This window comes from Nocardia asteroides, from assembly GCA_019930625.1.
Lineage (GTDB): Bacteria > Actinomycetota > Actinomycetes > Mycobacteriales > Mycobacteriaceae > Nocardia > Nocardia sputi.
In genome coordinates, this window is record CP082844.1 from 2930979 (window position 1) to 2955271 (window position 24293).

The 24293-nt window shown below is 68.4% G+C and carries 21 protein-coding genes, 1 tRNA gene and 1 pseudogene; 11 read left to right on the forward strand and 12 right to left on the reverse strand.

The genetic code is table 11. From position 1 onward, the window contains the following. Positions 1 to 28: 28 nt before the first annotated feature. On the reverse strand, positions 29 to 1681 hold the full coding sequence (locus K8O92_13295; protein ID UAK34723.1) for a fatty acyl-AMP ligase: 1653 nt from the start codon (positions 1679 to 1681) through the stop codon (positions 29 to 31). 126 nt (positions 1682 to 1807) lie between these two features. Next, positions 1808 to 2992, reverse strand: a complete 1185-nt coding sequence (locus K8O92_13300) for an aminotransferase class V-fold PLP-dependent enzyme (protein UAK34724.1) — start codon at positions 2990 to 2992, stop codon at positions 1808 to 1810. 176 nt (positions 2993 to 3168) lie between these two features. Here K8O92_13300 and egtA point away from each other — a divergent pair, with 176 nt between their 5' ends. The 4 genes from egtA (at position 3169) to egtD (ending at position 7871) form a co-directional block, all read left to right on the forward strand. Beyond that, a complete protein-coding gene (gene egtA, locus K8O92_13305) occupies positions 3169 to 4506 on the forward strand; it encodes an ergothioneine biosynthesis glutamate--cysteine ligase EgtA (protein ID UAK34725.1) in 1338 nt (445 codons plus the stop codon). 130 nt (positions 4507 to 4636) lie between these two features. After that, a complete protein-coding gene (gene egtB, locus K8O92_13310) occupies positions 4637 to 5983 on the forward strand; it encodes an ergothioneine biosynthesis protein EgtB (GenBank protein UAK34726.1) in 1347 nt (448 codons plus the stop codon). Positions 5984 to 6073: 90 nt separating this feature from the next. After that, complete coding sequence (gene egtC / locus K8O92_13315) at positions 6074 to 6883, forward strand: ergothioneine biosynthesis protein EgtC (GenBank protein UAK34727.1); 810 nt, start codon at positions 6074 to 6076, stop codon at positions 6881 to 6883. A 16-nt stretch (positions 6884 to 6899) separates the two neighbouring features. Continuing rightward, positions 6900 to 7871, forward strand: a complete 972-nt coding sequence (egtD, locus tag K8O92_13320) for an L-histidine N(alpha)-methyltransferase (protein ID UAK34728.1) — start codon at positions 6900 to 6902, stop codon at positions 7869 to 7871. Between the two features lie 24 nt (positions 7872 to 7895). Here egtD and K8O92_13325 read toward each other — a convergent pair whose 3' ends face one another. The 6 genes from K8O92_13325 to K8O92_13350 all read right to left on the reverse strand — a co-directional run bounded on the left by K8O92_13325 (position 7896) and on the right by K8O92_13350 (position 12536). After that, the gene (locus K8O92_13325) at positions 7896 to 8540 is read right to left on the reverse strand and encodes a DUF2461 domain-containing protein (protein UAK34729.1); all 645 of its coding nucleotides are present in this window, start codon (positions 8538 to 8540) and stop codon (positions 7896 to 7898) included. A 50-nt stretch (positions 8541 to 8590) separates the two neighbouring features. Next, positions 8591 to 9448 carry a hypothetical protein gene (locus tag K8O92_13330; protein UAK34730.1) on the reverse strand — a complete coding sequence of 286 codons (858 nt, stop codon included), beginning with the start codon at positions 9446 to 9448 and terminating at the stop codon, positions 8591 to 8593. 104 nt (positions 9449 to 9552) lie between these two features. Next, positions 9553 to 9813, reverse strand: coding sequence for a hypothetical protein (locus K8O92_13335; protein UAK34731.1), 261 nt, complete (start codon positions 9811 to 9813; stop codon positions 9553 to 9555). 95 nt (positions 9814 to 9908) lie between these two features. Next, positions 9909 to 10889, reverse strand: a complete 981-nt coding sequence (locus tag K8O92_13340; protein ID UAK34732.1) for a ribose-phosphate diphosphokinase — start codon at positions 10887 to 10889, stop codon at positions 9909 to 9911. Then, a complete protein-coding gene (glmU, locus tag K8O92_13345; GenBank protein ID UAK34733.1) occupies positions 10886 to 12376 on the reverse strand; it encodes a bifunctional UDP-N-acetylglucosamine diphosphorylase/glucosamine-1-phosphate N-acetyltransferase GlmU in 1491 nt (496 codons plus the stop codon). Before glmU ends, K8O92_13340 begins: the two co-directional genes overlap by 4 nt. Before the next feature lie 89 nt (positions 12377 to 12465). Continuing rightward, positions 12466 to 12536 (reverse strand) — tRNA-Gln (locus K8O92_13350). Between the two features lie 436 nt (positions 12537 to 12972). Between K8O92_13350 and K8O92_13355 the strand changes: the two genes are divergently transcribed. After that, positions 12973 to 13587, forward strand: a complete 615-nt coding sequence (locus K8O92_13355) for a TetR/AcrR family transcriptional regulator (GenBank protein ID UAK34734.1) — start codon at positions 12973 to 12975, stop codon at positions 13585 to 13587. 196 nt (positions 13588 to 13783) lie between these two features. Here the strand turns inward: K8O92_13355 and K8O92_13360 are convergent, their stop codons facing one another. Further along, on the reverse strand, positions 13784 to 14917 hold the full coding sequence (locus K8O92_13360; GenBank protein UAK34735.1) for an IS630 family transposase: 1134 nt from the start codon (positions 14915 to 14917) through the stop codon (positions 13784 to 13786). Positions 14918 to 15024: 107 nt separating this feature from the next. Between K8O92_13360 and K8O92_13365 the strand changes: the two genes are divergently transcribed. The 6 genes and pseudogenes from K8O92_13365 (at position 15025) to K8O92_13390 (ending at position 22101) form a co-directional block, all read left to right on the forward strand. Beyond that, positions 15025 to 15648 carry a TetR/AcrR family transcriptional regulator gene (locus K8O92_13365; GenBank protein ID UAK35671.1) on the forward strand — a complete coding sequence of 208 codons (624 nt, stop codon included), beginning with the start codon at positions 15025 to 15027 and terminating at the stop codon, positions 15646 to 15648. A 142-nt stretch (positions 15649 to 15790) separates the two neighbouring features. After that, entirely contained in the window at positions 15791 to 16084 is a 294-nt protein-coding gene (locus K8O92_13370) for a DUF1330 domain-containing protein (GenBank protein ID UAK34736.1), read from the forward strand. Between the two features lie 223 nt (positions 16085 to 16307). Next, entirely contained in the window at positions 16308 to 19919 is a 3612-nt protein-coding gene (mfd, locus tag K8O92_13375) for a transcription-repair coupling factor (protein UAK34737.1), read from the forward strand. After that, entirely contained in the window at positions 19916 to 20710 is a 795-nt protein-coding gene (locus K8O92_13380; GenBank protein UAK34738.1) for a MazG family protein, read from the forward strand. Before mfd ends, K8O92_13380 begins: the two co-directional genes overlap by 4 nt. 653 nt (positions 20711 to 21363) lie before the next feature. Continuing rightward, a complete protein-coding gene (locus K8O92_13385) occupies positions 21364 to 21906 on the forward strand; it encodes a DUF5753 domain-containing protein (protein ID UAK34739.1) in 543 nt (180 codons plus the stop codon). Further along, positions 21903 to 22101: pseudogene (locus K8O92_13390) on the forward strand (DUF397 domain-containing protein). Before K8O92_13385 ends, K8O92_13390 begins: the two are co-directional and overlap by 4 nt. A 191-nt stretch (positions 22102 to 22292) precedes the next feature. Here the strand turns inward: K8O92_13390 and K8O92_13395 are convergent. The 3 genes from K8O92_13395 to K8O92_13405 all read right to left on the reverse strand — a co-directional run bounded on the left by K8O92_13395 (position 22293) and on the right by K8O92_13405 (position 24014). Beyond that, positions 22293 to 22868 carry a TerD family protein gene (locus K8O92_13395; GenBank protein ID UAK34740.1) on the reverse strand — a complete coding sequence of 192 codons (576 nt, stop codon included), beginning with the start codon at positions 22866 to 22868 and terminating at the stop codon, positions 22293 to 22295. Between the two features lie 64 nt (positions 22869 to 22932). Beyond that, positions 22933 to 23418 carry a pyridoxamine 5'-phosphate oxidase family protein gene (locus K8O92_13400; protein ID UAK35672.1) on the reverse strand — a complete coding sequence of 162 codons (486 nt, stop codon included), beginning with the start codon at positions 23416 to 23418 and terminating at the stop codon, positions 22933 to 22935. Between the two features lie 140 nt (positions 23419 to 23558). Continuing rightward, on the reverse strand, positions 23559 to 24014 hold the full coding sequence (locus K8O92_13405; GenBank protein ID UAK34741.1) for a flavodoxin domain-containing protein: 456 nt from the start codon (positions 24012 to 24014) through the stop codon (positions 23559 to 23561). Between the last annotated feature and the right edge of the window lie 279 nt (positions 24015 to 24293).

Here is a 24293-nt window from a genome sequence, read left to right on the forward strand (position 1 = left end):
GCGACAGCGTTCGCGGCGACCGCGCCGATCATCCGCGCGGCAGATGGATCGCGGTTGCCGCCCTTCGCAGTTTGCCGGAGGAGGTCTTCGGCAGCGCGCCGGGTCCGAGCACGGTGACGGTACGCGGCCGCGCGCCGACCTCCGCGAAGACGGAGTGCACGATCTCGCGCTCGATGCGCCTGACCTCTTCGTGGTTCTGGTGGCTGTTGCTCTCCACCACCACGGCGAAACTCTCCCGGTGCTGGCCCGCGTCCAAGCGAACCGCCACCGCGTTCCCGGGGCGCACGCCCGCCACCCTGGTGGCCGCGCGCTCGATATCGGTCGGATAGATGTTGCGCCCGCCCATGATGATCACGTCTTTCATCCGGCCGCACACCACGATCAGTCCCTCGTCGGTGAAGTAGCCGATGTCGCCGGTGTCCAGCCAGCCCTCGCTGTCCTGGGCCGACTGGAAACCATCCACCGTCACGTACCCGGAAGTGACGGCGGGACCGCGCAATTCGATCACGCCGACCGACCGGGTGGGCAGCGGCTGACGCTCGCTGTCGACGACCCGCCCCTCCAGCTGGTCGACCAGATAGCCGAGGGTGGGCAATCGGCGGATGTTGGCGGGATGCCCGTGCTCCTCCGGCACGGGCACCGCCTTGCCGAGCGCCTCGAGCAGGTCGGCGTCGACCACGTCGAGCACCTGCCCGTGACCGGGATCGGGGATCGACACGGCCAGCGTGGTCTCGGCCATGCCGTAGACGGGGGTGAGCGCCATCGGGTTGAGCCCGAAGCGTTTGCCTGCCTCGGCCAAGGCGTCCATGGTGTCCGGATCGACCGGTTCGGCGCCGTTCCACATGTAGCGCACACTGCTGAGGTCGAACGCGCCGTCGTCGGCCTGCCGCAGCCGCCTGGCGAGCAGGGAATAGGCGAAATTCGGTGCGGCGGTGACGGTTCCGCGGTACTTGCTGATCAGATCGGCCCACAGCAGCGGCCTGGTGAGGAAGTCCATCGGCGTCACGCAGACCACTTCGGCGCCGAACTGCATCGGCACACTGAGGAATCCGACCATGCCCATGTCGTGGAACAGCGGCAGCCAGCTGACCATCACGTCGTCGCCGAGCTGGAATTTCACCCGGTCGAACATGGCGTGGGCGTTGACGAAGAAGTTCTCGTGCGTGATCCGCACCGCCTTGGGCGAGCCGGTCGACCCGGAGGTCAACTGCTGCAAGGCGATATCGCCCTCGGCGGTGGGCACCGGATCGATGTCGGGACCGTCGGGCAGCTGGTCGATGCGGACCACGGTGATGCCGCGCTCGCGCAGCAGCGGCTCGGCCGCCTCGAACGGCGCGCCGAGCACGACCGCGCGCGCCTCGATCATGGTCAGCACCGTCTCGGTGTCGCGCGCCCAGACCACCAGATCGGTACGCGGGGTCGGCTGGTGCAGCATGGTGATCGACGCCCCGCGCATCCAGACGGCCTGGCAGGCCGGGGCGATGTCGACCGGCATGCCTGCCAGCACGCCGACCGCGTCGCCGTGCCCGATGCCCGCTGCCGCCAGCCCGCCCGCCATACGCCGGGCGATCCGGTGGATTTCGGACCAGGTGCGCCGCAGCGGGGCGCCCGGCTCGCCGGTGACCAGTCCGCGCTCGGAGGTTTGCGCCGTGGCATACATCTCGTCGGTGAACCTGCTCAACGTCAACTCCTCCATCACCACCGTCGCCGGGAATCGGCCTCCCCCAACTATCCCGCCATCGCGGCGCGGCGTTAACCCCCTTTCTGGGGGCGCAGGTCGGACCGGGGTCGGGCGGTGCGGCGGGGTCTACAGCGAGGCCACCGCGGCGACGAAGCGATCGAGTTCGTCGAAGCCGACGAAGCAGTGCGGCGAGGCGCGCACGACGGAGGCGAGGCCCCGGCCGTTCATGTCCAGCAGGGTCGAGCCGGCGTGGCTGACCGTGACCGTGATGTCCTGCGCCAGCAGCCGGTCGCGCACCTCGACGGGGTCGACGCCGTCGACGGTGAAGGACACGATGCCGCTGTGCCGGATGCCGAGGTCGCGCACAGTCACGCCGGGAATCTCCGGCAGCGCCTTGCGCAGGTGCTCGGCGCGGGCCGCGATCGCGGCGTAGACGTCTTCCGGGCCCAGCTCGAGCAGGTATCGCACCGCGGCGCCCAGGCCGAGGCGGCCGGCGACGTCGCATTCCCAGAACTCGAAGCGGCTGGCATCGGGTGCGAGCCGGTAGTCGCTCGGACCGGTCCATTCCGCGCCGTGCAGGTCGAGCCGTCCGGGCTCCATCGACCGCGCCAATTCCGGCCGCAGGTAAAGAAACCCGGTGCCACGCGGGCCGCGCAGCCACTTGCGACCGGTGGCCGACAACGCGTCGACACCGAGCTCGGCCACGTCCAAGGGCAGCTGCCCGGCGGACTGACAGGCATCCAGCAGCACCAGCGCGCCGACGGAGTGCGCGATCCGGGTCGCCTCGGCGGCGGGGTTCACCAGCCCGCCGTTGGTCGGCGCGTGCAGCACCGAGACCAGCTTGACCCGTTCGTCGACCAACGCCTCCAGTGCGTCGAGGTCGATCTGCCCACTGCCGTCGCTGGGGATCTTCTCCACCGTGGCGCCGGTGGCTCGGGCGCGTTGCAGGGCGGCGATGGCATTGCTGGCGTAGTCGGCCTCGGAGACCAGGACGCGGTCGCCCGCGGCGAGTGGTACCGAGTAGAAGAAGTCCGCCCAGGAGCGGGTGGCGCTGTCGCTGAGCGCGATGCTTTCCGGTTCGGCGTTGATCAGCGCGCCGATCGCGGTCTTGACCTCGGCGAGATCATCGAGCCGTTCGTTCGCGGCGCGATAGCCGCCGATCTCCGCCTCCCGCCGCAGGTGCGCGACAACGGTCTCGGTGACGACCCGGGGCGGCAGCGACGACCCGGCGCTGTCGAGGAAAACCGGGCCTGGTCCGGGCCCGGACACGCATCCGGGAGTGTCGGCTCGTACGCGATCGTCATCCAGCATGGAGCCGACCTTATCGGGTCGAATGTTCGGCTTCATGTCAGTTTCTTGTCGGTCCGCGTGGCTACGCTGGATGGATCGCCACACGCGAATTTCGGCCCGCGAGAGGAATACGACGGCGCCGAATGGCGATAATCGAAGAGCAGCGGACTACGTCCCGGAGCCCACTGGAGGTCGGCATGGCGGTGACGCTCGAGCGTTCTGAGTCGGCTGGTTGTGCCACCGAGCAGGGAGAACTTTCCTCCCGGGCCGCGGCGGAGGCCTACATCGGGGGGGTGTGCTTCAAGCTCGGGCCACCGGCCCTCATCGGCGCCGAACTCGAGTGGCTCACGGTGCACGGTGAGTGTTCGGCGTCCGGCCCTTCGGCCGCTCCGCGCCCCCAGCTGTCGATGTTGGCGGACGCGCTCGGACCGTACGCACCACGGTCCATCGCCCCTGATTCGCCGGCGCTCGCGCTGCCGGGGGGCAGCCGGGTCACACTCGAACCCGGAGGTCAGATCGAACTCTCCAGCGCCCCTTACGGCGCTGCCGCGCAGCTGTGCGAGCGGCTGCGTGACGATGCCCGCCTGTTGCGGGAACTTCTCGCTTCCCGGTCCATTCGCACCGTTTCCGTCGCCGCCGACGCGGACCGCCGCCCCAAACGCTTGCTTCAGTTGCCGCGCTATCGCGCGATGGAGCGCTCCTTCGGCGGCATCGGTCCTTTCGGCAAGCTGATGATGTGCAACACCGCGGCGACCCAGGTCAGTGTCGACGCGGGTGCCGACCGTGCGGACGTCACCGCACGCTGGACCGCCCTGAACGCCGTCGGCCCGGCCCTGCTGGCCGCCTTCGCCTGCTCACCCTCCCTGCGCGGCGCACCGCCCGGCGCGTGGGCGTCCCAGCGCATGCGGGCATGGCTGCGGCTGGACAACATGCGCACCCGCCCGCCGGTGCTGGACTGGACCGATCCGGTGGCCGCGTACGGCAGATGGGCGCTGGACGTGCCGCTGCTGTGCGTGCGCGCGCCCGGCGGGACCACCGAACGCGGTGACGGTGACGAGGGATGGTCCGCACCGCCCGGAGCGACATTCGCCGACTGGCTGTCCGGCGCGCTGGACGACGAGGTCGGCCGCCGCCCGGACACCGGCGACCTCGACTATCACCTGACCACGCTGTTCCCTCCGGTGCGTGCCTCGGGCCACTTGGAAGTCCGCTACATCGACGCCCAGCCCGGTGACATGTGGACCGTTCCGGTACACGTCTTCGAGGGGCTCATGTCCAGCCCCGCGGTGGTCGCCGAGGCGAGCTCGATCGCCGCGCCGCTGGCCGGTCGCTGGGTCGACGCCGCTCGCTACGGATTGGCCGATCCGGACATCCGTGCCGGTGCGGTCGCCCTGCTGCGGCTCGCGGCCGAGCACACCGCGACCGACGAGGCGGCCCGCGCCGTGCGAGTCGCCGCCGAACGATGTCACCGTGGTCGGACCCCGACCGACGACGACACCGGCAACGGCTCGGAGCCTCCGGGAGCGGCCCCGTGACGACGATGCACCCGCTCTTTTCCGACGGCGCCCCGGCCGACCAGGCCGGCGTGAGCCGAAGCGCCCGCCGCGGCACCGACACCCGCGGCCGCGCGGCCGCCGATCAGCACGAACTCCGGAGACGTTTCCCGTGACCACTTCGCATTCCGCCCCGACCGACAACTCCGGCACCGAACAGCTCCGCGACCGGATCGCCGACGTCCTCACCCGCGCGCGACAGCGCACCCTCACCCTCACCGACTGTGTCGACGAAGCCGAACTGGTGGCCCAGCATTCGCGGCTGATGAGCCCGCTGGTCTGGGACCTCGCACACATCGGCAACCAGGAAGAACTCTGGCTCGTGCGCGATGTCGGCGGCCGCGACCCGGTGCGCGCCGACATCGATGAACTCTACGACGCCTTCAAGCACGCCCGCGCGAACCGGCCCACGCTGCCGCTGCTGGACCCCACGCAAGCCCGCGGCTACGTCGGCGCCGTGCGCGACAAAGTGTTCGATGTGCTGGAGCGCAGCGACTTACGAGGTCGTCCACTGATCGACGGCGGTTTCGCGTTCGGAATGATCGCTCAGCACGAGCAGCAGCACGACGAGACCATGCTGGCCACCCATCAGCTGCGCACGGGAGCCGCCGTGCTCTCCGCGCCCGCGGCGCCGACTTCGGCGGCGCCGGTCACGGGGGAAGTCGTCATCCCGGCGGGTGAATTCACCATGGGCACTTCGACCGACGCGTGGGCGCTGGACAACGAGCGCCCCGCCCATCAGGTCCGGGTGCCCGGTTTCGCGATCGACGCCGCGCCGGTCACCAACGAGCAGTACCTGGCCTTCGTCGACGACGGCGGCTACGAGCGGCCCGAACTGTGGTCCGAGCGTGGCTGGGCGCACCGCGTCGAGGCGGGCCTGGTCGCGCCGCAGTTCTGGGAGCGCGATCCGTCCGGGCGCTGGTGGCGGCGGGTCTTCGGGGTGATGACCCCGCTGCGGCCTCGGCAGCCGGTAGTGCACGTGTGCTGGTTCGAGGCCGAGGCCTACGCGAACTGGGCAGGCAAGCGCCTGCCCACCGAAGCGGAGTGGGAGAAGGCGGCCAGGTTCGACCCGGCCACCGGCGTGTCGCGCCGATTCCCCTGGGGCGAGGCCGATCCCGATGCCGCCACCGCCAACCTCGGGCAGCGTCACCTGGAGCCCGCCGAGGTCGGCGCGTATCCGGCAGGCGCGTCCCCCGCGGGTGTGCACCAGCTGATCGGTGACGTGTGGGAATGGACCGCCTCCGGCTTCGAGGCGTACCCGGGATTCCGCGCGTTCCCGTACCGGGAGTACTCCGAGGTGTTTTTCGGCGGCGACTACCGGGTGCTGCGCGGCGGTTGTTTCGGTACCGATCCGGTGGCCTGCCGCGCCACCTTCCGCAACTGGGACCACCCCGTCCGCCGCCAGATCTTCGCCGGGTTCCGCTTGGCGCGAGACCTGCGGCCGGGAGAAGGCGAGTGAGCGACCGCGGACACGCCGCGTGCCGGCCGGAAGGCCGCAGCGACGCGGCAGGCGGCCCCTGCCCGGCCACGGTCGTCGCGGTGGATGCCGATGTGTAGACACCTCGGCTACGTCGGTCCGCCGGTGCGGGTGGGCGAGATGTTGACCCTCGGTTCCCATTCACTGCGCACCCAGGCCTGGGCCCCGCGCGACATGCGCCACGGCGGCACCATCAACGCCGACGGCTTCGGCGTCGCCTGGTGGCGCGTCGCGGCGGACGAAACGGTCACCGCCAGCCGTTACCGCAACGCCGCGCCGATCTGGACCGACCCGGCGGTGGACGAGGTGCTGCCGCAGCTGGAGTCCGCCGCCGTGCTCGCGGCGGTGCGGTCGGCGACGGTCGGCATGCCGGTCGAGCGGTCCGCGTGCGCGCCGTTCACCCGCGACCGCTGGGCGTTCAGTCACAACGGCGTGGTTCCGGACTGGCGTCGCACCCTCACCGGCGTGGCCGGCGAGTTCGCGCTCATCGCGGCCGAACTGGGCGCCGAGGATCTGTTCACCCCGGCGCGGCTGCTGGAGGCGGAATCGGCCACCGACGCCGCCACACTGTGGGTGCTGCTGTGCGATCTGCTGTCGACCAGTTCCCCGGACGGTGAGTGGTCGGCGGCTCCGGCGGCGCTGCGGCTGCTCGTGTCCGCGATCCTCGGCCGGGCGCCGGAGGCACGCCTGAATCTGCTGCTCTCCGATGGCGCGCAGCTGTGGGCGACCACCTGCTCCCACTCCCTGTCGGTGCTGGTGACCGACGATTTCGCACTCGTGTCCTCCGAACCGTTCGACGACGACCCACGCTGGCGATCGATCCCGGACCGCAGCCTGGTCAGCGCCAAGCCCGGCACGCTGTCCGTCGACGCCCTCCTCTGACCCGAAAGGCCCAGCCATGACCGCAGCCACGCTGGACATCCACCTCACCGAAGACGATCTGAACGCGGCGCTCCGCTCGGACGCCCGGCTCGGCCTGGAAGCCACCCCGAAATGGTTGCCGCCCAAATGGTTCTACGACGGCAGGGGCAGCGAGCTGTTCGAGCGGATCACCGAGCTGCCCGAGTACTATCCGACCCGCACCGAGCGCGCGCTGCTGGATCGGGTGGTCGACGAGATCGCCGACGCCGCCCAGGCCGAGGTGCTCGTCGAGCTCGGCGCGGGATCGGCGGCGAAGACTCGCCTGCTGCTCACCGCGTCGATCGCCCGTGGGCCGTTGAAGACATATGTGCCGCAAGATGTTTCGTCGACGGCGCTGCGCGCCGCGGTGGACGAGGTCGCGACCGAGTTTCCCGGGTTGGCCGTGCACGGTGTGGTCAGCGATTTCACCGGCACCTTGGACACCCTGCCGCGCGGCGGACGCCGAATGATCGCCTTCCTGGGCGGCACCATCGGCAACCTGGTCCCCGAGGAGCGGTCCGCATTCCTCGCCAGGATCCACGACGTGCTCGAACCGGGTGAGCAACTGCTGCTCGGAGCCGGGCTGGTCACCGACCCGGCGGTGCTCGTCCCCGCCTACGACGACGCGGCGGGTGTGACCGCCGAGTTCAACCGGAACGTGCTGCACGTGTTGAATGCCCGGTTGCGCGCCGACTTCGCGCCGGAGAAGTTCCGGCACGTCGCGGTCTGGGACGCGGAGCGGGAGTGGATAGAGATGCGGCTGGAGGCGAGCGAGGACATGACCGTCACGGTCGGCGACCTCGATCTGACCGCGCGCTTCGGCCGCGGCGAACAGATACGCACCGAGATCTCGGCGAAATTCCGGGTCGACGGCCTCGACGCCGAACTCGCCGCCGCGGGCTTCGACACCGGACACGTGTGGACCGATCCGGACGATCGCTTCGCGCTGGTCCTCGCCGGGCGGCGCTGACGGCGCTCCCGTCGGCGGCGGTCACTACGACGGCACGCCGCCGACCACCGCCGCGAGCCACTCGACCAGCGGCCGCATAGTCTCCCACGCGGAGCGGATTTCCTTCGCCGCCCGCGGGGTTTCCAGCCAGGCGGGCGCGCCGAATTCCTTGCCACAGGTGATGGACTTGTGGCGCAGCAGGTCGATGCGCGGATGGTCGGCGTCGTAGCCCTTGGGGCGGGTCTTCAGTTTCTCGCCGTCGATGGTGTAGCCCGCGTGGGCGAGTTCCGCGAGGATCGCCGCCAGTTCCGGTCCGCGCACCTCGTCATCGATGGTGGCGCGCAGCTGCGCGAGCTGGTCGGGCGAGCCCTGGTAGAAACCCCCGCCGACGAACAAGCCCGCGGCGTTGATCTGGACGTACCAGCCCACGCCCGGCGCGGCGCGCACCACAGCGCCCTGCGCGGTCTTGTACGGCGACTTGTCCTTGGCGAATCGCACGTCCCGGTAGGGCCGGAAGATCTTTGCCGGTCCGAAGTCCGGTTCGAGATCGGTTACGAGCGCTTTCATCGGCGCGAGCACCGACTCGTCGTAGATCTTCTTGTGCGCGGTCCAGAACGCCTTGGAGTTGTCGGCTTCCAAGTCCTCGTAGAAGTCCGGCCCCGCCAGCGGAAAGCCTGTGAATCCGGTCATGCTCGCGCACCCGCCGAGCCGGTGTCACCGAAGAGACGCATACCGAGAATCTACGTGGTGAGGTCTCCGCCGAACACGGCGAACCCTACGACCAAGCCGATCACCATGCCGACGCCCGACGCGATCGCTGCCCATTTGCCGAGCGATTCACCCTTGTTGTGTCCGATGACGCCCAGGATTATCCCGGCCGGGCCGAAGAGGATCGGGCAGAACAGCACCGCGGTGACCGCGCAGACGAACCCGATGATCGAGTACACCTGACTTCCCGGCTGCCTCGGTGGTGTGCCATAGGGTTCGTAGCCCTGCTGCGGGTAGGACGGGTAGCCGTACTGCGGCTGCTGCCCGGACGCCGGATAGTTGTACACCCCGCCCGCCGGGTACTGGGGTTGTCCGGTCGGCGGATACGGCTCCTGGGCGTCGGCGGGCTGCCCGGTGGGCGGATAAGGCGATTGCCCACCTGACCCGTATCGCGTGTGGTCGTCCGGCGTGAACCGCTGCGTCGACTCGTCGGGCGGGGGCTGCGGCGCGGAGCCGGACAAGGGGTTCTCCGGCGCGGCGGGTTCGGCGCCCCAGGACTGTTGACCACTCGGGCCGTCGGCGCCCCATGGCTGGGGTTCGGCGGGCTGGCCGCTGGGTTCGGCTCCCCACTGGCCGCCCAGCCGGCCCGCGTGCTGCGTGCCGCCCGGCTGCCACCATTGGTCCGCGGCCCCCGGCTCGGTCTCCGGCGGCCGCGCGGCAGCGGGGTCGTGCTCGGTGGGTTGTCCGCCAGGTGTCTGGGCCGGAGCGGCGCCGGTCAGCGGCTGGGCAGGCTCGTCACCGGAGGAGTCCCCGGTCTGCTTCGGCGACGACGGCGACTCCGACGGCCGCGGCTCGTCGTTCGTGTGCTCCGGATCCTTCGGCGTGCTCATCGCACCCTCCTCGTATCGTCCCGGTCACGCAACCTATGCCTACCACGGTGAACGCGGCGTCGTCCTCGATTGCGCCGGTGTGGCGCGTCGAGGCGGGCGGGGTCTCAGAGGTCCTCGTCGTCGACGATCTCGATGGCGGCCACCTCGGCGGACCGGTCGTCGGCCTCGTCGTCCTCGGCCCGGCCGTCGCCCGGTGTCCACTCCTGCTCCAGCTCGTCGCCGATGCCGAGCCTGCCGTCGTCCTCGTCCTCGTGGTAGCGGATGCGCAGGTCGTCGGGCGGATCCTCGATGTTGCGCTGATACTCGCGGATCTCGTCCTCCTGGTCGTCATCCCCCATCTCGGTTTCCAGCGGGTCACGGTCCATACCCTCAGTATCCCCACCGATCGCCGCGGCTAACGCGCATACGACAACGGCGGCCCGGACCGAAGTCCGAGCCGCCGTTCTCGCGATGTGTTCCTTTATGCGTTGCCGTTGAAAAGGCCGGTGACCGAGCCGTTCTCGAAGACCTCGCGGATGGTTCGGGCCAGCAGCGGCGCGATGGACAGCACCGTCAGCTGCGGGAACTTCTTCTCCTCCGTCAGCGGCAGGGTGTTGGTCACCACGACCTCCTTGGCGCCGCAGCTCGCCAGGCGCTCGGCGGCGGGCGGGCTCAGCACGCCGTGGGTCGCGGCGATGACCACGTCACCGGCGCCGGCCTCCTTGAGCACCTTGACCGCGCCCGCGATGGTGCCGCCGGTGTCGATCATGTCGTCGATCAGGATGCAGGTGCGGCCCTCGACCTCACCGACCACGCGGTTGGACTTCACCTGGTTGGGCACCAGCGGGTCGCGGGTCTTGTGGATGAAGGCCAGCGGCGAGCCGCCCAGCGAGTCGGCCCACTTCTCCGCGACGCGCACGCGGCCGGAGTCGGGGGACACGACGGTGATGTGCTCGAGGCTGTAGTTGGTGCGGATGTACTCCGCCAGCTGCAACTGGGCGTGCATGTGGTCGACCGGGCCGTCGAAGAAGCCCTGGATCTGGTCGGTGTGCAGGTCGACGGTGATGATCCGGTCCGCACCCGCGGTCTTCAGCAGATCCGCCACCAGGCGGGCCGAGATGGGCTCGCGGCCGCGGTGCTTCTTGTCCTGGCGGGCGTACGGGTAGAACGGCAGCACCGCGGTGATCCGCTTGGCCGAGCCGCGCTTGAGCGCGTCGATCATGATGAGCTGTTCCATCAGCCACTGGTTCAGCGGTGCGGGGAAGCTCTGCAGAACGAAGGCGTCGGAACCGCGGACCGACTCCTCGAACCGGACGAAGATCTCGCCGTTGGCGAAGTCCCGTGCGATCTGCGGGGTGACGTGGACGTCGAGTTCCTTGGCGACCTGCTCGGCCAGCTCAGGATGAGCGCGTCCCGAGAAGAGCATCAGGTTCTTCTGGTTATCGATCCATGACGCGGTCACTGCTGATTGCCATCCTTTTGCTCTATTGCCTGACCCGACATCTCCTTGGCCGCGATGGCTTCCGCCGCCGCGCGGGCCGCGTCCGTCCCTGGACGGTGTCGCTGCACCCAGCCGTCGATGTTCTTCTGCGGTCCACCGGACACCGCGAGAGCCCCTGGCGGAACGTTTCTGCGCAGTACAGTACCCGCCGCCGTATAGGCTCCGTCACCCACCGTCACCGGCGCGACGAACATCGTGTCGCTTCCGGTGCGCACGTGCGAGCCGACGACGGTGTGGTGCTTGCTCACGCCGTCGTAGTTGACGAAGACGCTGGACGCACCGATGTTGCTGTGCTCGCCGATGGTGGCGTCGCCCACGTAGGTCAGATGCGGGACCTTCGAATGCGCCCCGATCGAGGCGTTCTTGGTCTCCACGAAAGCGCCCAGTTTGCCCTCGTCGCCCACGACAGTGCCGGGACGCAGGTAGCTGAACGGACCGATGGTCGCCTTCGGACCGATGGTCGCGCCTTCGCCGTGGGTGCGGATCACCCGGGCGCCGTCGCCGACGACGACGTCGGTGAGCGTGCTGTCCGGGCCGACCTCGGCGTCCTCGCCGATGACCGTATTGCCGAGCAGTTGGACACCGGGCCGCAGCACCGCGTCCCTTCCGATGCGCACGCTGGCGTCCACCCACGTGGAGGCGGGATCCATGATCGTGACACCCGCGCGCATGTGGCGTTCGAGGATGTAGCGGTTGAGCGTGCGCGCCGCCGAGGCCAGCTGCACCCGGTCGTTGACGCCGGTGACCTTGGCCGCGTCGACCAGCCGCGCGCCGTGCACCGGGTGACCCGCCTCGCGGGCCAGGCGCAGCACGTCGGTCAGATACAGCTCGTGCTGGGCGTTGGCGGTGGACAGACGGCTGATCATGGTGCGCAGCACCGCGGCGTCGAACGCGTACACACCGGAGTTCACTTCGGTGATCGCGGTCTGTTCCGGGGTGGCGTCGGCGTGCTCGACGATCTCCGCCAGCTGGCCGTCCGCGTCGCGGACGATGCGGCCGTAGCCGTTCGGGTCCTCCGGCACGAAGGTCAGTACGGTGACCGCGGGGCGTTCGGCGTAGCTGCGGTGCTCGTCGAGCAGTGCGGCCAGCGTGTGACCGTCCAACAGCGGGACGTCGGCGGAGGTGACCAGTACGTCGCCGGTGAAGCCGACCGGCAGGGCGGCCAGCGCGCACTGCACCGCGTGCCCGGTGCCGAGCTGCTGCTCCTGGATCGCGGGGGTGATCTCCCGGCCCAGGTCGTCGGCCACCGCGGTCACCGCCGCGCCGACTTGTTCGCGGTCGTGCCCCACCACGGTGATGAGGTACGCGGGGTCGATCTCGTTCGCCGCATGCAGCGCGTGCGCGAGCATGCTCCGACCGGCCAGCGAATGCAGCACCTTGGGGGTCTTCGACCGCATCCGCGTCCCGGCACCGGCTGCGAGAACGACGACGGCGGTCTGCTGTGGCATGGATCTCCCTCGGCTGCCTGTCATCGTGGGGGTCGTCGTCGTACTTGGTCAGCGATGTGCGGGCCAACGATAGTCATCGTGCTCTCGAGCTCCGCCGCCAGGACTCGAACCTGAACTCTCTGAACCAAAATCAGATGTGCTGCCATTACACCACGGCGGATTGCCACACCGGCGGTTGGCGAACCCCCGCCGCTGTGCCACGGCACGGGATGAATCCTCGCATACTCGCCCGCCTCCCCGCGAATTCTTGGTGTGTTCGGTCGTGAGCCGCTTGCGCGCGTCTTCCGGCCGTACCATTCGAAGTTCTCTCGTTTCACTCCGCGGCGTCATGGCGGGTCGGAGCGGAGGGTCGACGGGGTGTATCACCGAGCTGTCTGGAACAGTGGTATCCGAACGGCGGCGTCGTGCGTCGGAGCCCTGATGCGACGCCGGCGTCTACGCACATGGGTAACTCGCCGGGCACGCCCACGACTCGGCCGGGCATGCGACCGCGGCCCGGAGGCGAACCGTCGACGCACGCACGGCCGGCGAGAACGCGGAGAGGCGGAGAATTGTCAGTGTCTTCGGGTGAGTCGCATCGAGTGCCCCGGCCGCGTATGACCGGCACCCAGCGGCGTCAGCAGCTGATCGAGATCGGGCGCGCGCTGTTCGCCGAACGCGGCTACGACGCGACCTCGATCGAGGAGATCGCGCAACGCGCCCAAGTCTCCAAACCGGTGGTGTACGAACACTTCGGCGGCAAGGAGGGATTGTACGCGGTCGTCGTCGACCGCGAGATGTCGATGCTGCTGGACATGATCACCTCCTCGCTCACCCGCAACCGATCGCGGATCCGGCTGGAACAGGTCGCACTGGCCCTGCTGACCTACATCGAGGAACGAACCGACGGATTCCGAATCCTGGTGCGTGATCAGCCCGCCGCCGCCGCGGAGGGCAGGTACTCCAGTTTGCTCAACGAGGCGACCAACCAGGTGGCGCACATCCTGGCCGGAGATTTCGCGCGCCGCGGGTTCGACACCAGCCTGTCCACCCTCTACGCGCAGGCGCTCGTCGGCCAGGTCGCCACCGCCGCGACCTGGTGGCTCGACGAACGCCAACCGTCGAAAGAGGTTGTCGCGGCGCACTTGGTGAACCTGTGCTGGAACGGGCTGAGCCATCTCGAGGCCCATCCGCGACTGAGTTCGGAATGGCGTGCGGGCGCCGGTGAGTGACGCGGATTGTTAACTAGAAAATTGCGCGCCAGCTCTGGCCGAATGCTCGAATTGGCTGCTGGGCGCGCCTCTGGTGGTACGGTTCACCCATCCTTTGGGTGCTGTTCGGGCGGTAAGTCGGTCAACTTCGGGATGTCGGTCTACTTCAGGATGGCTGGTTTTAGGATGACAGGCGGATCTGATGGCTAGTGCCGCATCAGGCTACGTTTGCCCTGTTGACGATTTCGTGTAGCCGTTGGTCTTCGACGTGCTTGTTCCGCCAGATGATGTAGCGCCGGATCATGGACGCCTGTTCACGATGACTGCCGTGGTCGGTGCCGTCGAGCGCGAAGTACCGCAACGCGGTGAACTGCGCCTCGATACGGTTCAACCATGAACTATTCGTCGGCGTGTACGCGATCTCGACGTTGTTCTCCTCGGCCCACTGGGCGACCCGTTGGCACTTCTTCGTCGTCAGATGCGGCGAGAAGTTGTCGCACACGATCGCCATGCGGACCTCGGCCGGATACAAGGTGCGCAGGTACCGGCAGAACTCGAGAAACTTCGTGCGGTTCTTCGTGGCCTTGACATGCCCATACAGCTTGTCCTTACCGAGGTCGTACGCGGCGAACAAATGCCGTACCCCGTGCGGGCGGGTATAGGTTGCCCGCCGACGGCGCCTGGGTTCGCGATCCGGATCCTTATGCTTGCCACCGCGTTCGGCCCACTGCCGGCCCGGATGCGGCTGCAAGTTCAAAGGCCCGAACTCGTCGAGACAGAAGATCACCTGTGGCTCATCGGAGTCGGGCACGACCTCACCGTCGGCGATGGCGTACAGGTGCTCGACTCGGGCCTTCTTGGCCTTGTAGTCCGGGTCTTTCGACCGCTTCCAGGTTTTCACTTTTTGAAACGAGACACCCTCCTCACGGAGCAGCACGCGCAGACCCTCGTGGCTGATGTCGTCGACCACCCCCTCAGCGACCAGGAACTCGGCGAGTTTGGTCAGGCTCCAGGTCGAGAACGGCAGATCGTGTTCGGTCGGGGCAGATTTGGCGAGCTTCTTGATCTCGCGGCGTTCGGGCAGCGTGAACGTCTTCGGTCGGCCACCGGCGTATTTCGGGTACAGCGAATCGAATCCGTCGGCATTGAAGTTGTGGATCACATCGCGGACCCGGTCAGCACTGGTGAAGCTGACCTCGGCGATCTTGGGCACCGGCATGCCCTGAGCGGAGAGCAGGATCATCTGAGCGCGCCGCCAGGTCACCACCGATCCGGTACCGCGGCGAATGATCCGCACCAACCGTCTGCCTTCATCGTCGTCGAGCTCTCGCACCCGTACTCGTTCTGCCACCCGACCAGGCTGACCGATGCCCTGACCGGCACGCCGCAACCTGTCGGCGTGTCGGTTACAACAGGGCAAAGGTTCCCGGGCGCGGCACTAGGCAAGCGCGCGCGGAGATCACCCGCGATTCCGTCCTGGCAGGCGCTGCCGATGTCTTTCTGCGCTTGGGATATGCGAATGCGAGCCTGAGCGAGATCATCGCGCAGTCCAATGTCACCAAGGGCGCCTTGTACTTTCACTTCGGCTCGAAGGAAGAGCTGGCGCGCGCCGTGGTCGACCAGGGCAACGAGAGACTGACCAGTTCGTGTCAGGGGTTCTTCGATCCTCGGGTGCCCGCGCTGGAGGCGTGCATCGGCATCACCTACGTCGTCGCCGATCTATCGATGAACGATCCGATGGTCGGCGCCATGCTGAAGCTGACCCATCAGATCGGCGACTACCGTGGCGCGCAAGGCGACAACATCGCCAAGAACTGGGGCGACACCTACCGGCTGCTGGCCGAGCGGGCCATCGCCCAGGGCGACCTGATCGCCGACCTGGACGCGGAGGTCATCGGCCTGTTGTGGCAGGAGATGGCCGCGGGAGTGCACATCATCGCCGTCGGCACGGAATCCATCGATGAGATGGCGGTCCGGATGGAGCGCGCCTGGTACTTCCTGCTCCCGGCCCTCGTGCCGCCCGAAAAGCTTTCGTACTTCAGGGAATTCGCGGCAAGGCGGTTGCGGCGCTACGTGCCGTGAGCGGTGTCCGGCCGCCACTTCGTCGCGGCGTGGCCTATGTGGTCGCTGCGGCACGGCCGTAGTACCGGTCGCGTGCGGACGTCGTGATCACGCGACGCTAGTGTGGCTCGCGTCGGATCCGCTCGTCTTGCTGGAGTCGTGTATGTCCGCTTATGTCATTGTCGAGGCCGAGGTTTCGGACGAAGAAGTCGGATTGCAGTACTCGCGGTTGGCGCAGTCATCGATCCGGCAGTACGGCGGCCGTTATCTCGTCGCGAGCGTGCCCGAAGCGGTGGAAGGCGCCTGGCCCGCCGGTCGGCGCGCGGTGATCCTGGAGTTCCCCGATCCGGACCGGATCCGGGAGTGGTACGACTCGCCGGAGTATCTGAAGGCGCGCGAGGTGCGCAAGTCGGGGGTCGAGGTGCGGATGGTTTTCGCGGACGGACTCCCCGGGTAGGCCTCTGCGCGGTGGCTCGAGGTCGGTGCTCCTCGCCGGCGAGGCGGAGCGCGTCCCGACAGACCGCCGCATTCGCGACGGGACCGGCCCGATGCCTTCCCTCGGCCGCGGACCAGAGGCGCCTGCGAACGCGCAGCGGCGCGGGCGCCGCAAAAACGAGATGCTCGCTTCACTAGACTCGGTTGGCCGCTCGAAACGTGTCGCCTGCGCTCAGGAGTTCTTGATGTCCACCCACCGCCCGCCGTTGGCGGGACTGGCCGCCGCGGCCGGTGCCGATTCCTCGCTTCGGACCGTCGCGGAGTTGATCGGCACCACGTCGGTCGAGTTGGTCGCGCCGTCGGCGGTGCGGCCGTTCGTCGCGGCGCGGGTGGCGGCTGAGCGTCCGTTGGTGGTGGTCACGGCGACCGGGCGTGAGGCCGACGATCTGACCGTGGAGCTGGAGGAGATGCTCGGCCCCACGGTCGCGCAGTTCCCGTCCTGGGAGACGCTGCCACACGAGCGGCTCTCGCCGGGCGCGGACACGGTGGGGCGCAGGCTGGAGGTGCTGCGCCGGATCGCGCATCCCGACGACTCGCATTTCCCCGCGCCGCTGCGAGTGGTGGTGACCACCGTGCGGTCGCTGATGCAGCCGATGGCGGGCGGGCTCGGCGACATCGAGCCGGTCGTGCTGCGGGTCGGCGCCGAGCTGGACTTCGACGAATTGCTGACGCGGCTGGTGGAATTCGCTTACACCCGCGTCGACATGGTGGGCAAGCGCGGCGAGTTCGCGGTGCGCGGCGGCATCCTGGACCTCTTCCCGCCCACCGCCGCCCACCCGGTGCGCGTGGAGTTCTGGGGCGACGAGGTCACCGAGCTGCGGCCGTTCGCCGTCGCCGACCAGCGCTCGCTGCCGGACGTCACGGTGGACGTGGTGGTCGCGCCGCCGTGCCGGGAGCTGCTGCTCACCCCCGAGGTGCGCGAGCGGTCCGCCGAGGTCGCCGCCGCAAACGCGGCCGACGCGGCGCTGGTGGAGATGCTGGAGAAACTGGCGCAGGGCATCCCGGTAGACGGCATGGAAGCGCTGCTGCCCGTGCTGCAACCCGGCCGATTGCGCCTGCTCACCGAGGTGCTGCCGGAGGGCACGCACGTGCTGCTGTGCGACCCGGAGAAGATTCGCACCCGCGCGGCGGACCTGGTGCGCACCGGCGAGGAATTCCTGGAGGCCTCCTGGACCGCCGCCTCCTTCGGTGGCGCCGCGCCGCTCGGCGGGCACGGACTCGACCTGGCCGCCTCGGCCTACCGGCCGCTGCCGGAGATCCACGCCAGCGCCGACCGGCAGGGCCTGCCCTGGTGGACGCTGAGCCCGCTCGCCTCCGGCGATGCGTCCGAGGTCGCACTGCGGGTGCTGCCCGGTCCGGCCGCGCGCGGCTCCGACGAATTGGTGGCGACCTTGTTCGCCTCGCTGCGCGCCCACGTCACTACCGGGGGCAGGGCCGTCGTGGTAGTCGCGGGGCACGGCACGGCCCAGCGCATTCTGGAACGGCTGGCCGATGCCGACGTGCCCGCCGTGGCGCTGGAGCAGGGTAGCGAGCCGAACGACGGCGTGGTCGGCGTGCTGTGCGGCTCGCTGCACGACGGCCTGGTGTTCGAGGACGCCGGTCTGGTGATCGTCGCCGAGTCCGACCTCACCGGCAACCGGGTCACCGCGCCGACCGAGGGCAAGCGGATGCCGGCCAAGCGCCGCAACCAGGTCGACCCGCTCGCGTTGAGCGCGGGTGACATGGTGGTGCACGATCAGCACGGCATCGGCAAGTTCGTCGAGATGATCGAGCGCACCGTCGGCGGCGCCCGCCGGGAATACCTGGTGATCGAGTACGCACCGGGCAAGCGCGGCCAGCCCGGCGACCGGTTGTTCGTGCCGATGGAATCGCTCGACCAGCTCTCCCGCTACGTCGGCGGTGAGATGCCCAGCCTCTCCAAGCTCGGCGGCTCGGACTGGGCCAACACGAAACGCAAGGCGCGCAAGGCCGTTCGCGAGATCGCGGGCGAACTCGTGCAGCTGTACGCCGCCCGTCAGGCGGCGCCCGGCCACGCTTTCGGGCCGGATACGCCGTGGCAGCAGGAGATGGAGGACGCGTTCGCGTTCACCGAGACCGTGGACCAGATGACCGCCATTGCCGAAGTGAAGGCGGACATGGAGAAGCCGGTCCCGATGGACCGCGTGGTCTGCGGCGACGTGGGCTACGGCAAGACCGAGATCGCGGTGCGCGCGGCGTTCAAGGCGGTGCAGGACGGCAAGCAGGTCGTCGTGCTGGTGCCGACCACGCTGCTCGCGCAACAGCATCTGCAGACCTTCGCCGAGCGTGTCGCGGGCTTCCCGATCACCGTGAAGGGTCTTTCCCGCTTCACCGACCCGGCCGAGGCCCGCGCCGTGCTGGAGGGGATGGCCGACGGCAGCGTCGACATCGTGGTCGGCACGCACCGGCTGCTGCAGACCGGCGTCCGCTGGAAGGACCTCGGCCTCGTTGTGGTCGACGAGGAGCAGCGCTTCGGCGTCGAGCACAAGGAGCACATCAAGGCGCTGCGCACGCACGTCGACGTGCTCACCATGTCGGCGACCCCCATCCCGCGCACCCTGGAGATGAGCCTGGCCGGGATCCGCGAGATGTCGACCATCCTCACTCCGCCGGAGGAACGCCACCCGGTGCTCACCTATGTGGGCGCCTACAACGACAAGCAGGTGACCGCCGCGATCCGGCGCGAGCTGCTGCGCGACGGCCAGGTGTTCTATGTGCACAACCGCGTGTCATCGATCGACAAGGCCGCCAAGCGGATTCGCGATCTGGTCCCGGAGGCACGGGTGGCGGTCGCGCACGGTCAGATGAACGAGGACGCGCTCGAGTCCACCGTGCAGGGCTTCTGGCAGCGCGAATACGACGTGCTGGTGTGCACGACGATCATCGAGACCGGTCTGGACATCTCCAACGCGAATACGCTGATCGTGGAACGCGCCGACGCACTGGGGCTTTCGCAGCTGCATCAGTTGCGCGGCCGGGTCGGGCGCAGCCGGGAACGCGGCTACGCCTACTTCCTGTACCCGCCGGAGAAGCCGCTCACCGAGACGGCCTACGACCGGTTGGCCACCATCTCGCAGAACTCCGATCTGGGCGCGGGCATGGCGGTCGCGATGAAGGATCTGGAGATCCGCGGCGCGGGCAACGTGCTGGGCGCCGAACAGTCCGGTCACGTCGCCGGCGTCGGCTTCGATCTCTACGTCCGGTTGGTCGGCGAGGCGGTCGAGGCCTACCGCGCCGCCGCCGACGGCAAGCCGATCACCACCGAGGAGGTCAAGGAGGTGCGCATCGACCTGCCCGTCGACGCGCACATCCCGCCCGACTACATCGCCAGCGACCGGCTGCGCCTGGAGGCGTATCGCAAACTGGCCGCCGCGCAGGACGATCCGGCGCTGGCGCTGGTCGTGGACGAGCTCGTCGACCGCTACGGTCCGCTCCCGGTTGAGGTCGGGCGCTTGGTCTCGGTGGCAAAGTTGCGGCTGCTGGCCCGTGCGTACGCCATCACCGAAATAGCGGTCACCGGAACAACTTTGAAGATCTCGCCGCTGCATCTGCCCGATTCCAAGCAGATGCGCCTCAAGCGGCTCTACCCGAGCGCGGGGTACCGCGCCGCCTCCGGTGTGGTGCAGCTTCCGCTGCCGCGCGTGGAGGACAGCGTCGGCGCCGAGCGCGTGCGGGACGTCGTGCTGCTGCAGTTCGTCGCGGACTTGCTGCTGGCGTTGGACGGCAAGGCCCAAGGCGCGGTCGACCTCACCGTCGCCGCCGAGCTGGCGCCGCGATGAGCTCGGCCGATCGCGACGAGTCCGTCTTGCGGGCCGCCCGGCATCGTGCCGCCGGAAACGCGCCGTCCGGGAGCGCGCCGAACGGCGACTCGCTGCCGCGCACGGACACGGCGGTGGTCGCGGCGGGGCTGACCGGCGCCGTCGAGGTGATGGACCGCCTGTGGCACTTCGGCGGGTGGGAGGTCACCCAGACCCACGACTCCTTGCGCCCCTATCTGCTCGAGGAGACCTACGAGCTGCTCGACGCCATCCAGCACAGCGATACCGAGATGATCAAGGAAGAACTCGGCGACCTGCTGCTGCAGGTGCTCTTCCATTCCCGGATCGCCGAGGCCGCAGGGGAATTCACTGTCGACGACGTCGCCGCCGCGCTGGTCGCCAAGCTGGTCAACCGCAGCCCGCACCTGGTCGACGCCCCGATCGATCCGTCCGCGTCGGTAGCCGAGAAGATCGCCGCCCAGGAACGCGCCTGGGAGGAACGCAAATCCGCCGAGAAGTCCCGCCGCTCCTGCCTGGACGGCATCGCCATGGCCCAGCCGGCCTTGGCGCTCGCCGAGAAGATCATCTCCCGCAGCACCAGAGCCGGCCTCCCGCCCGATCTCGTTCCCGAAGCGCTCCGGGTGGTGCGCCTCGGCGGTCCGGAAAGCGCCGAAGAACATCTCCGCAAAGCGACGCTGACGTTCGCCGCCGCTATCCGTGCGGCGGAGGACGCTGCGGAAAAGGAACGCGGCGAACGCCTCCCGCTCACCGCCGAGGATTGGCGCGCCTTCTGGCCGGAGGAGACCGAGTAGAGATCACCCGGCCGGCGAACCGTAGTGCAATCCGCGCGGCCGTCCGCATCAGGGACACTGAGACAATGCCGTATCCCGAGCTGAACGCACGACCGCGATGGCAATCGACCGGGAACGGCAGGTTTCCCGTCGCCGCCCACGTCGACGGCCGCTGGTGGGTCTTGCGGATAAATGGTTTTCCCGACCACCCACTGTGGACACTGTTCATCGACGGCGCACCGCGTTTCGACCTCGACGACACCCCGGCCACTTGGGGCCGGCCGAGCCCTCGATCTTCACCGCCGCTCGAACCCGGTACAGCCGAACAAATCTTAGCGCCTATCCGGGACTTCACGGCGTACGGCAGTGAAGTAGGAAAACCCTGCGACGACATAGTTTGCTGCGGATGACAAACGTGCGCATGACATGCAAGCACACGCGATGTCTGTGATCAGCCAGTCCCGAGGAACGGAGGCGAGAGCGGCGGTGTCCTGCGTGAGCTGGACATCCGGGAGCTGTCCCGTATCTACGGTTTCGATGACGACAAGACGACTGCGATGGCCGGCTTGGCTCGGCAGACGGATGCGAAGTGCTGGTGGCACACATTCGACGATGTCATCCGGAGAAGCTTCAACATGTAGGTCGGGCTCTAGTTCGCCGCGACGTTATTGACGATGTTCCGCCCGAATCTGGTTCCGGGAATCCTCCAGACTCCTGACTACGCCAAGGCCCTCGATCGCATCTTCTTCCCCGACGATACGGCTCAGGAACTAGACCGGCGAGTGCAGCTGCGAATCAAGCGGCAGGCCGTCATCACCCGACGTACACGGCCGGTGACGCTGAAAGTGGTGTTACAGGAGTCCGCCCTGAGGACTCTGGTGGGAAGCCGAAAGACGATGGCGGCGCAGCACCGGTACATCGCGGACATGAGTACTCGCGACAATGTGGAGGTGCGCATACTTCCATTCGAAGCGGGATTTCCCGTGGGTCTGTATGTCGGGCCGTACGTGATTCTGGACTTCGGCTTCGACTCGAAAGGGGAGAAGGTCGCGCCGTCGGTTGTCTTCGTCGAAGGTTACACGGGCGACATGTACCTCGAACAAGCGCAGGATGAGCGGATCTACCGAAAAGCGTTCGTAGCCACCGAGCGCGCAGCGTTGGACCCGGTGCAAAGCAGGCACCTGCTCCGGCAGGTAGCGAGGGAGTTCGCGGTATGAAGATCGATCTATCCACGGCTGAGTGGTTCAAGAGTATGCACAGCGCCGGTGGTTCAGAATGCGTCGAAGTCGCGTTCCTTGATGGCGGTGTCGGTATCCGCGACTCGTCCCGCAGGCCCCGCGCTGGTTTTCCCTCCGGCCGAATGGGAAGCGTTCACCGCTGGCGTTACCGGGGGCAAGTTCTCTCGGTCGTAGGCGCGATACCGGCAGGTGTCACCCGCAGGGCCAGCGGCGTCGCCGGCGTTCGATCGGTCGTAATCCACCACATGCACAGGCGGTAGCGGTCGGCCTCAGGTCGGCCGGTGCTGAACCGGCGCCGCTCGGGTCTTCCGGAATTCGATGGTGTGCATCGCATTCCGGATGACCCGCGGCGTTGGGGAATTCGATCAGACGTTTACGCCGTAATCCCGGGCGATGCCCCCCAGGCCGGAGGCGTAGCCCTGGCCGATGGCGCGGAACTTCCATTCGTTGTTATGGCGGTACAGCTCGCCGAAGATCATGGCCGTTTCAGTCGACGCGTCCTCGGTGAGGTCGTAGCGAGCCAGTTCGACGCCGGTGCCCGCGTCGACGACGCGGATGAAGGCGTTGCGGATCTGGCCGAACGACTGGCCGCGAGCGTCGGCGTCGTGGATGGACACCGGGAAGAAGATGTTGGTGATCTCCGGCGGAGCCGCCGTGAGGTCGACGTTGATCACCTCGTCGTCGCCTTCACCCATGCCGGTGAGATTGTCGCCGGTGTGTTCGATGGATCCGTCGGGCGAACGCAGGTTGTTGTAGAAGATGAAGTGCTGATCGGAGAGCACTTTCAGATTCGGTCCGCAGGCGAGCGCACTGGCGTCGAGGTCGTAGTCGGCGCCGGTGGTGGTGCGCACGTCCCAGCCGAGTCCCACCGACACCTTGGTGAGGTTCGCCGCCTGCTTCGACAGCGAGACGTTGCCGCCTTTGGCAAGAGTGACGCTCATGATCCCCTTCCGCGCGGCACGGCCGGTGCCGCCACTTCCGTTGCCCGCAGCTGCCGGGCTGATTTCAGTTCTGGTGGTCGGCCCAGGATCGCAGGGTGTCGACCCGGCTCTCGAGCGCGCGCAGTTCGCTCTCGTCGTCGAGCACCGTGCGCTGGATACCTTGCACGACAGCGAAGGCCGACTGGCGGTGGTCATCGATCACGTCGACGTCGATGCGGACGGCGACGTAGTCGTCGGCGTCGGGCATCCGCTCGGCGACCACGTGCGCGGTGCCACGGGCGCACATCGCCACGTTGCCGCCGCCGAGGATCAGCAGCGCCACCTCGGGATTCTCACGCAGCCGCGCCAGCGAACCGCGATCGTATTTCAGGCTCAGCAGAATTCGCCGGTCACCGGCCCGCACCGGCCAGGACACCGGGATGGCGTGCGGCGCGGGATCCGTCGTCACCAGCACGCCGATCGTCTCCAGGGGCCATTCCGGGAGCACGTCCAGCTCGGGATGATCTGTCGAGTTGTGCTGACGTTGGGCGGGGCTCGCTCCGGCTGCCATCTTCGTCACCTCATGGATCGTCGAGCGCGGCGGGCTGTGCCGCGCTTGATAGCAGTCTAAGGTGCTGTGCCACATGTGCGCTGGCGCTGTGCGCATTGTCCGGACCGCTCAGGCGACCAACAGTCCGCGCATGCCGCCGATCAGGCCGAGACGAGCGTGGAAATGTCGAGCGTGGCGGCCCATTCCCGAGCCATGTCCTCGACGCGGACCTCCGTCGACGCGTCGTGGCGCGCGTGCTCGCCGACCTGGGCGGCGCCGCAGGCGAGCAGTTTCTCGGCGATGAGCTCGCCGCCACGGTTGAACGTGTCGCCGTAGACGCTGTCACCGAGCCCGAAGACGGCGAACCGCAGGCCGCCCAGATACGGCGCGTGACGCTCCAGTGCGTCGTAGAAGGGTTCGGCGCCGGTCGGCAGGTCACCGTCGCCGTAGGTCGAGCACACCACGACGTGGAAGTCGCGCACGTCCAGATCCTCGATGTCGAAGTCCGTCAGGTCGGACACCGAGACCTCGTGCGCCGCGCGCAACTCCTCGGCGATGCTGTCGGCCGCGGACTCCGCGGTGCCCATCTCGGTTCCGAAGAGGATGACGACACGCACCGGCACAACCCTTTCTCAAGTGAATATGGTGAGCCTATCCTAATCGCATAGCCCGGGGTGTGCTACCGGCTCGGCGGAGGAGGGGAGTCGGTGGCAGCGGAAGGGCGCAGGCAGTTCAGCTGCAGCGATTGACGGAATCTCTGATGCGTTGCATCATTCGTAGAGGTGCCCGGTGTTTTCTGGGCACGATTGCCGCCGGCCGATGACTGTCCGGCTCTGCGGCTGCCGCCCGTGCTCTTCGATCGTCACCGCACGAGTGCAGCGCTTCCATCCATGACG

Coding starts and splice junctions, on each gene's coding strand:
- egtD (UAK34728.1), top strand. CDS start 6,900: ATGACCGCAGCCACGCTGGACATCCACCTCACCGAAGACGATCTGAAC.
- K8O92_13300 (UAK34724.1), bottom strand. CDS start 2,992: ATGCTGGATGACGATCGCGTACGAGCCGACACTCCCGGATGCGTGTCC.
- K8O92_13335 (UAK34731.1), bottom strand. CDS start 9,813: ATGGACCGTGACCCGCTGGAAACCGAGATGGGGGATGACGACCAGGAG.
- egtC (UAK34727.1), top strand. CDS start 6,074: ATGTGTAGACACCTCGGCTACGTCGGTCCGCCGGTGCGGGTGGGCGAG.
- K8O92_13325 (UAK34729.1), bottom strand. CDS start 8,540: ATGACCGGATTCACAGGCTTTCCGCTGGCGGGGCCGGACTTCTACGAG.
- K8O92_13355 (UAK34734.1), top strand. CDS start 12,973: ATGACCGGCACCCAGCGGCGTCAGCAGCTGATCGAGATCGGGCGCGCG.
- egtA (UAK34725.1), top strand. CDS start 3,169: ATGGCGGTGACGCTCGAGCGTTCTGAGTCGGCTGGTTGTGCCACCGAG.
- K8O92_13395 (UAK34740.1), bottom strand. CDS start 22,868: ATGAGCGTCACTCTTGCCAAAGGCGGCAACGTCTCGCTGTCGAAGCAG.
- K8O92_13385 (UAK34739.1), top strand. CDS start 21,364: ATGTTCCGCCCGAATCTGGTTCCGGGAATCCTCCAGACTCCTGACTAC.
- K8O92_13370 (UAK34736.1), top strand. CDS start 15,791: ATGTCCGCTTATGTCATTGTCGAGGCCGAGGTTTCGGACGAAGAAGTC.
- glmU (UAK34733.1), bottom strand. CDS start 12,376: ATGCCACAGCAGACCGCCGTCGTCGTTCTCGCAGCCGGTGCCGGGACG.
- mfd (UAK34737.1), top strand. CDS start 16,308: ATGTCCACCCACCGCCCGCCGTTGGCGGGACTGGCCGCCGCGGCCGGT.
- K8O92_13330 (UAK34730.1), bottom strand. CDS start 9,448: ATGAGCACGCCGAAGGATCCGGAGCACACGAACGACGAGCCGCGGCCG.
- K8O92_13380 (UAK34738.1), top strand. CDS start 19,916: ATGAGCTCGGCCGATCGCGACGAGTCCGTCTTGCGGGCCGCCCGGCAT.
- K8O92_13400 (UAK35672.1), bottom strand. CDS start 23,418: ATGGCAGCCGGAGCGAGCCCCGCCCAACGTCAGCACAACTCGACAGAT.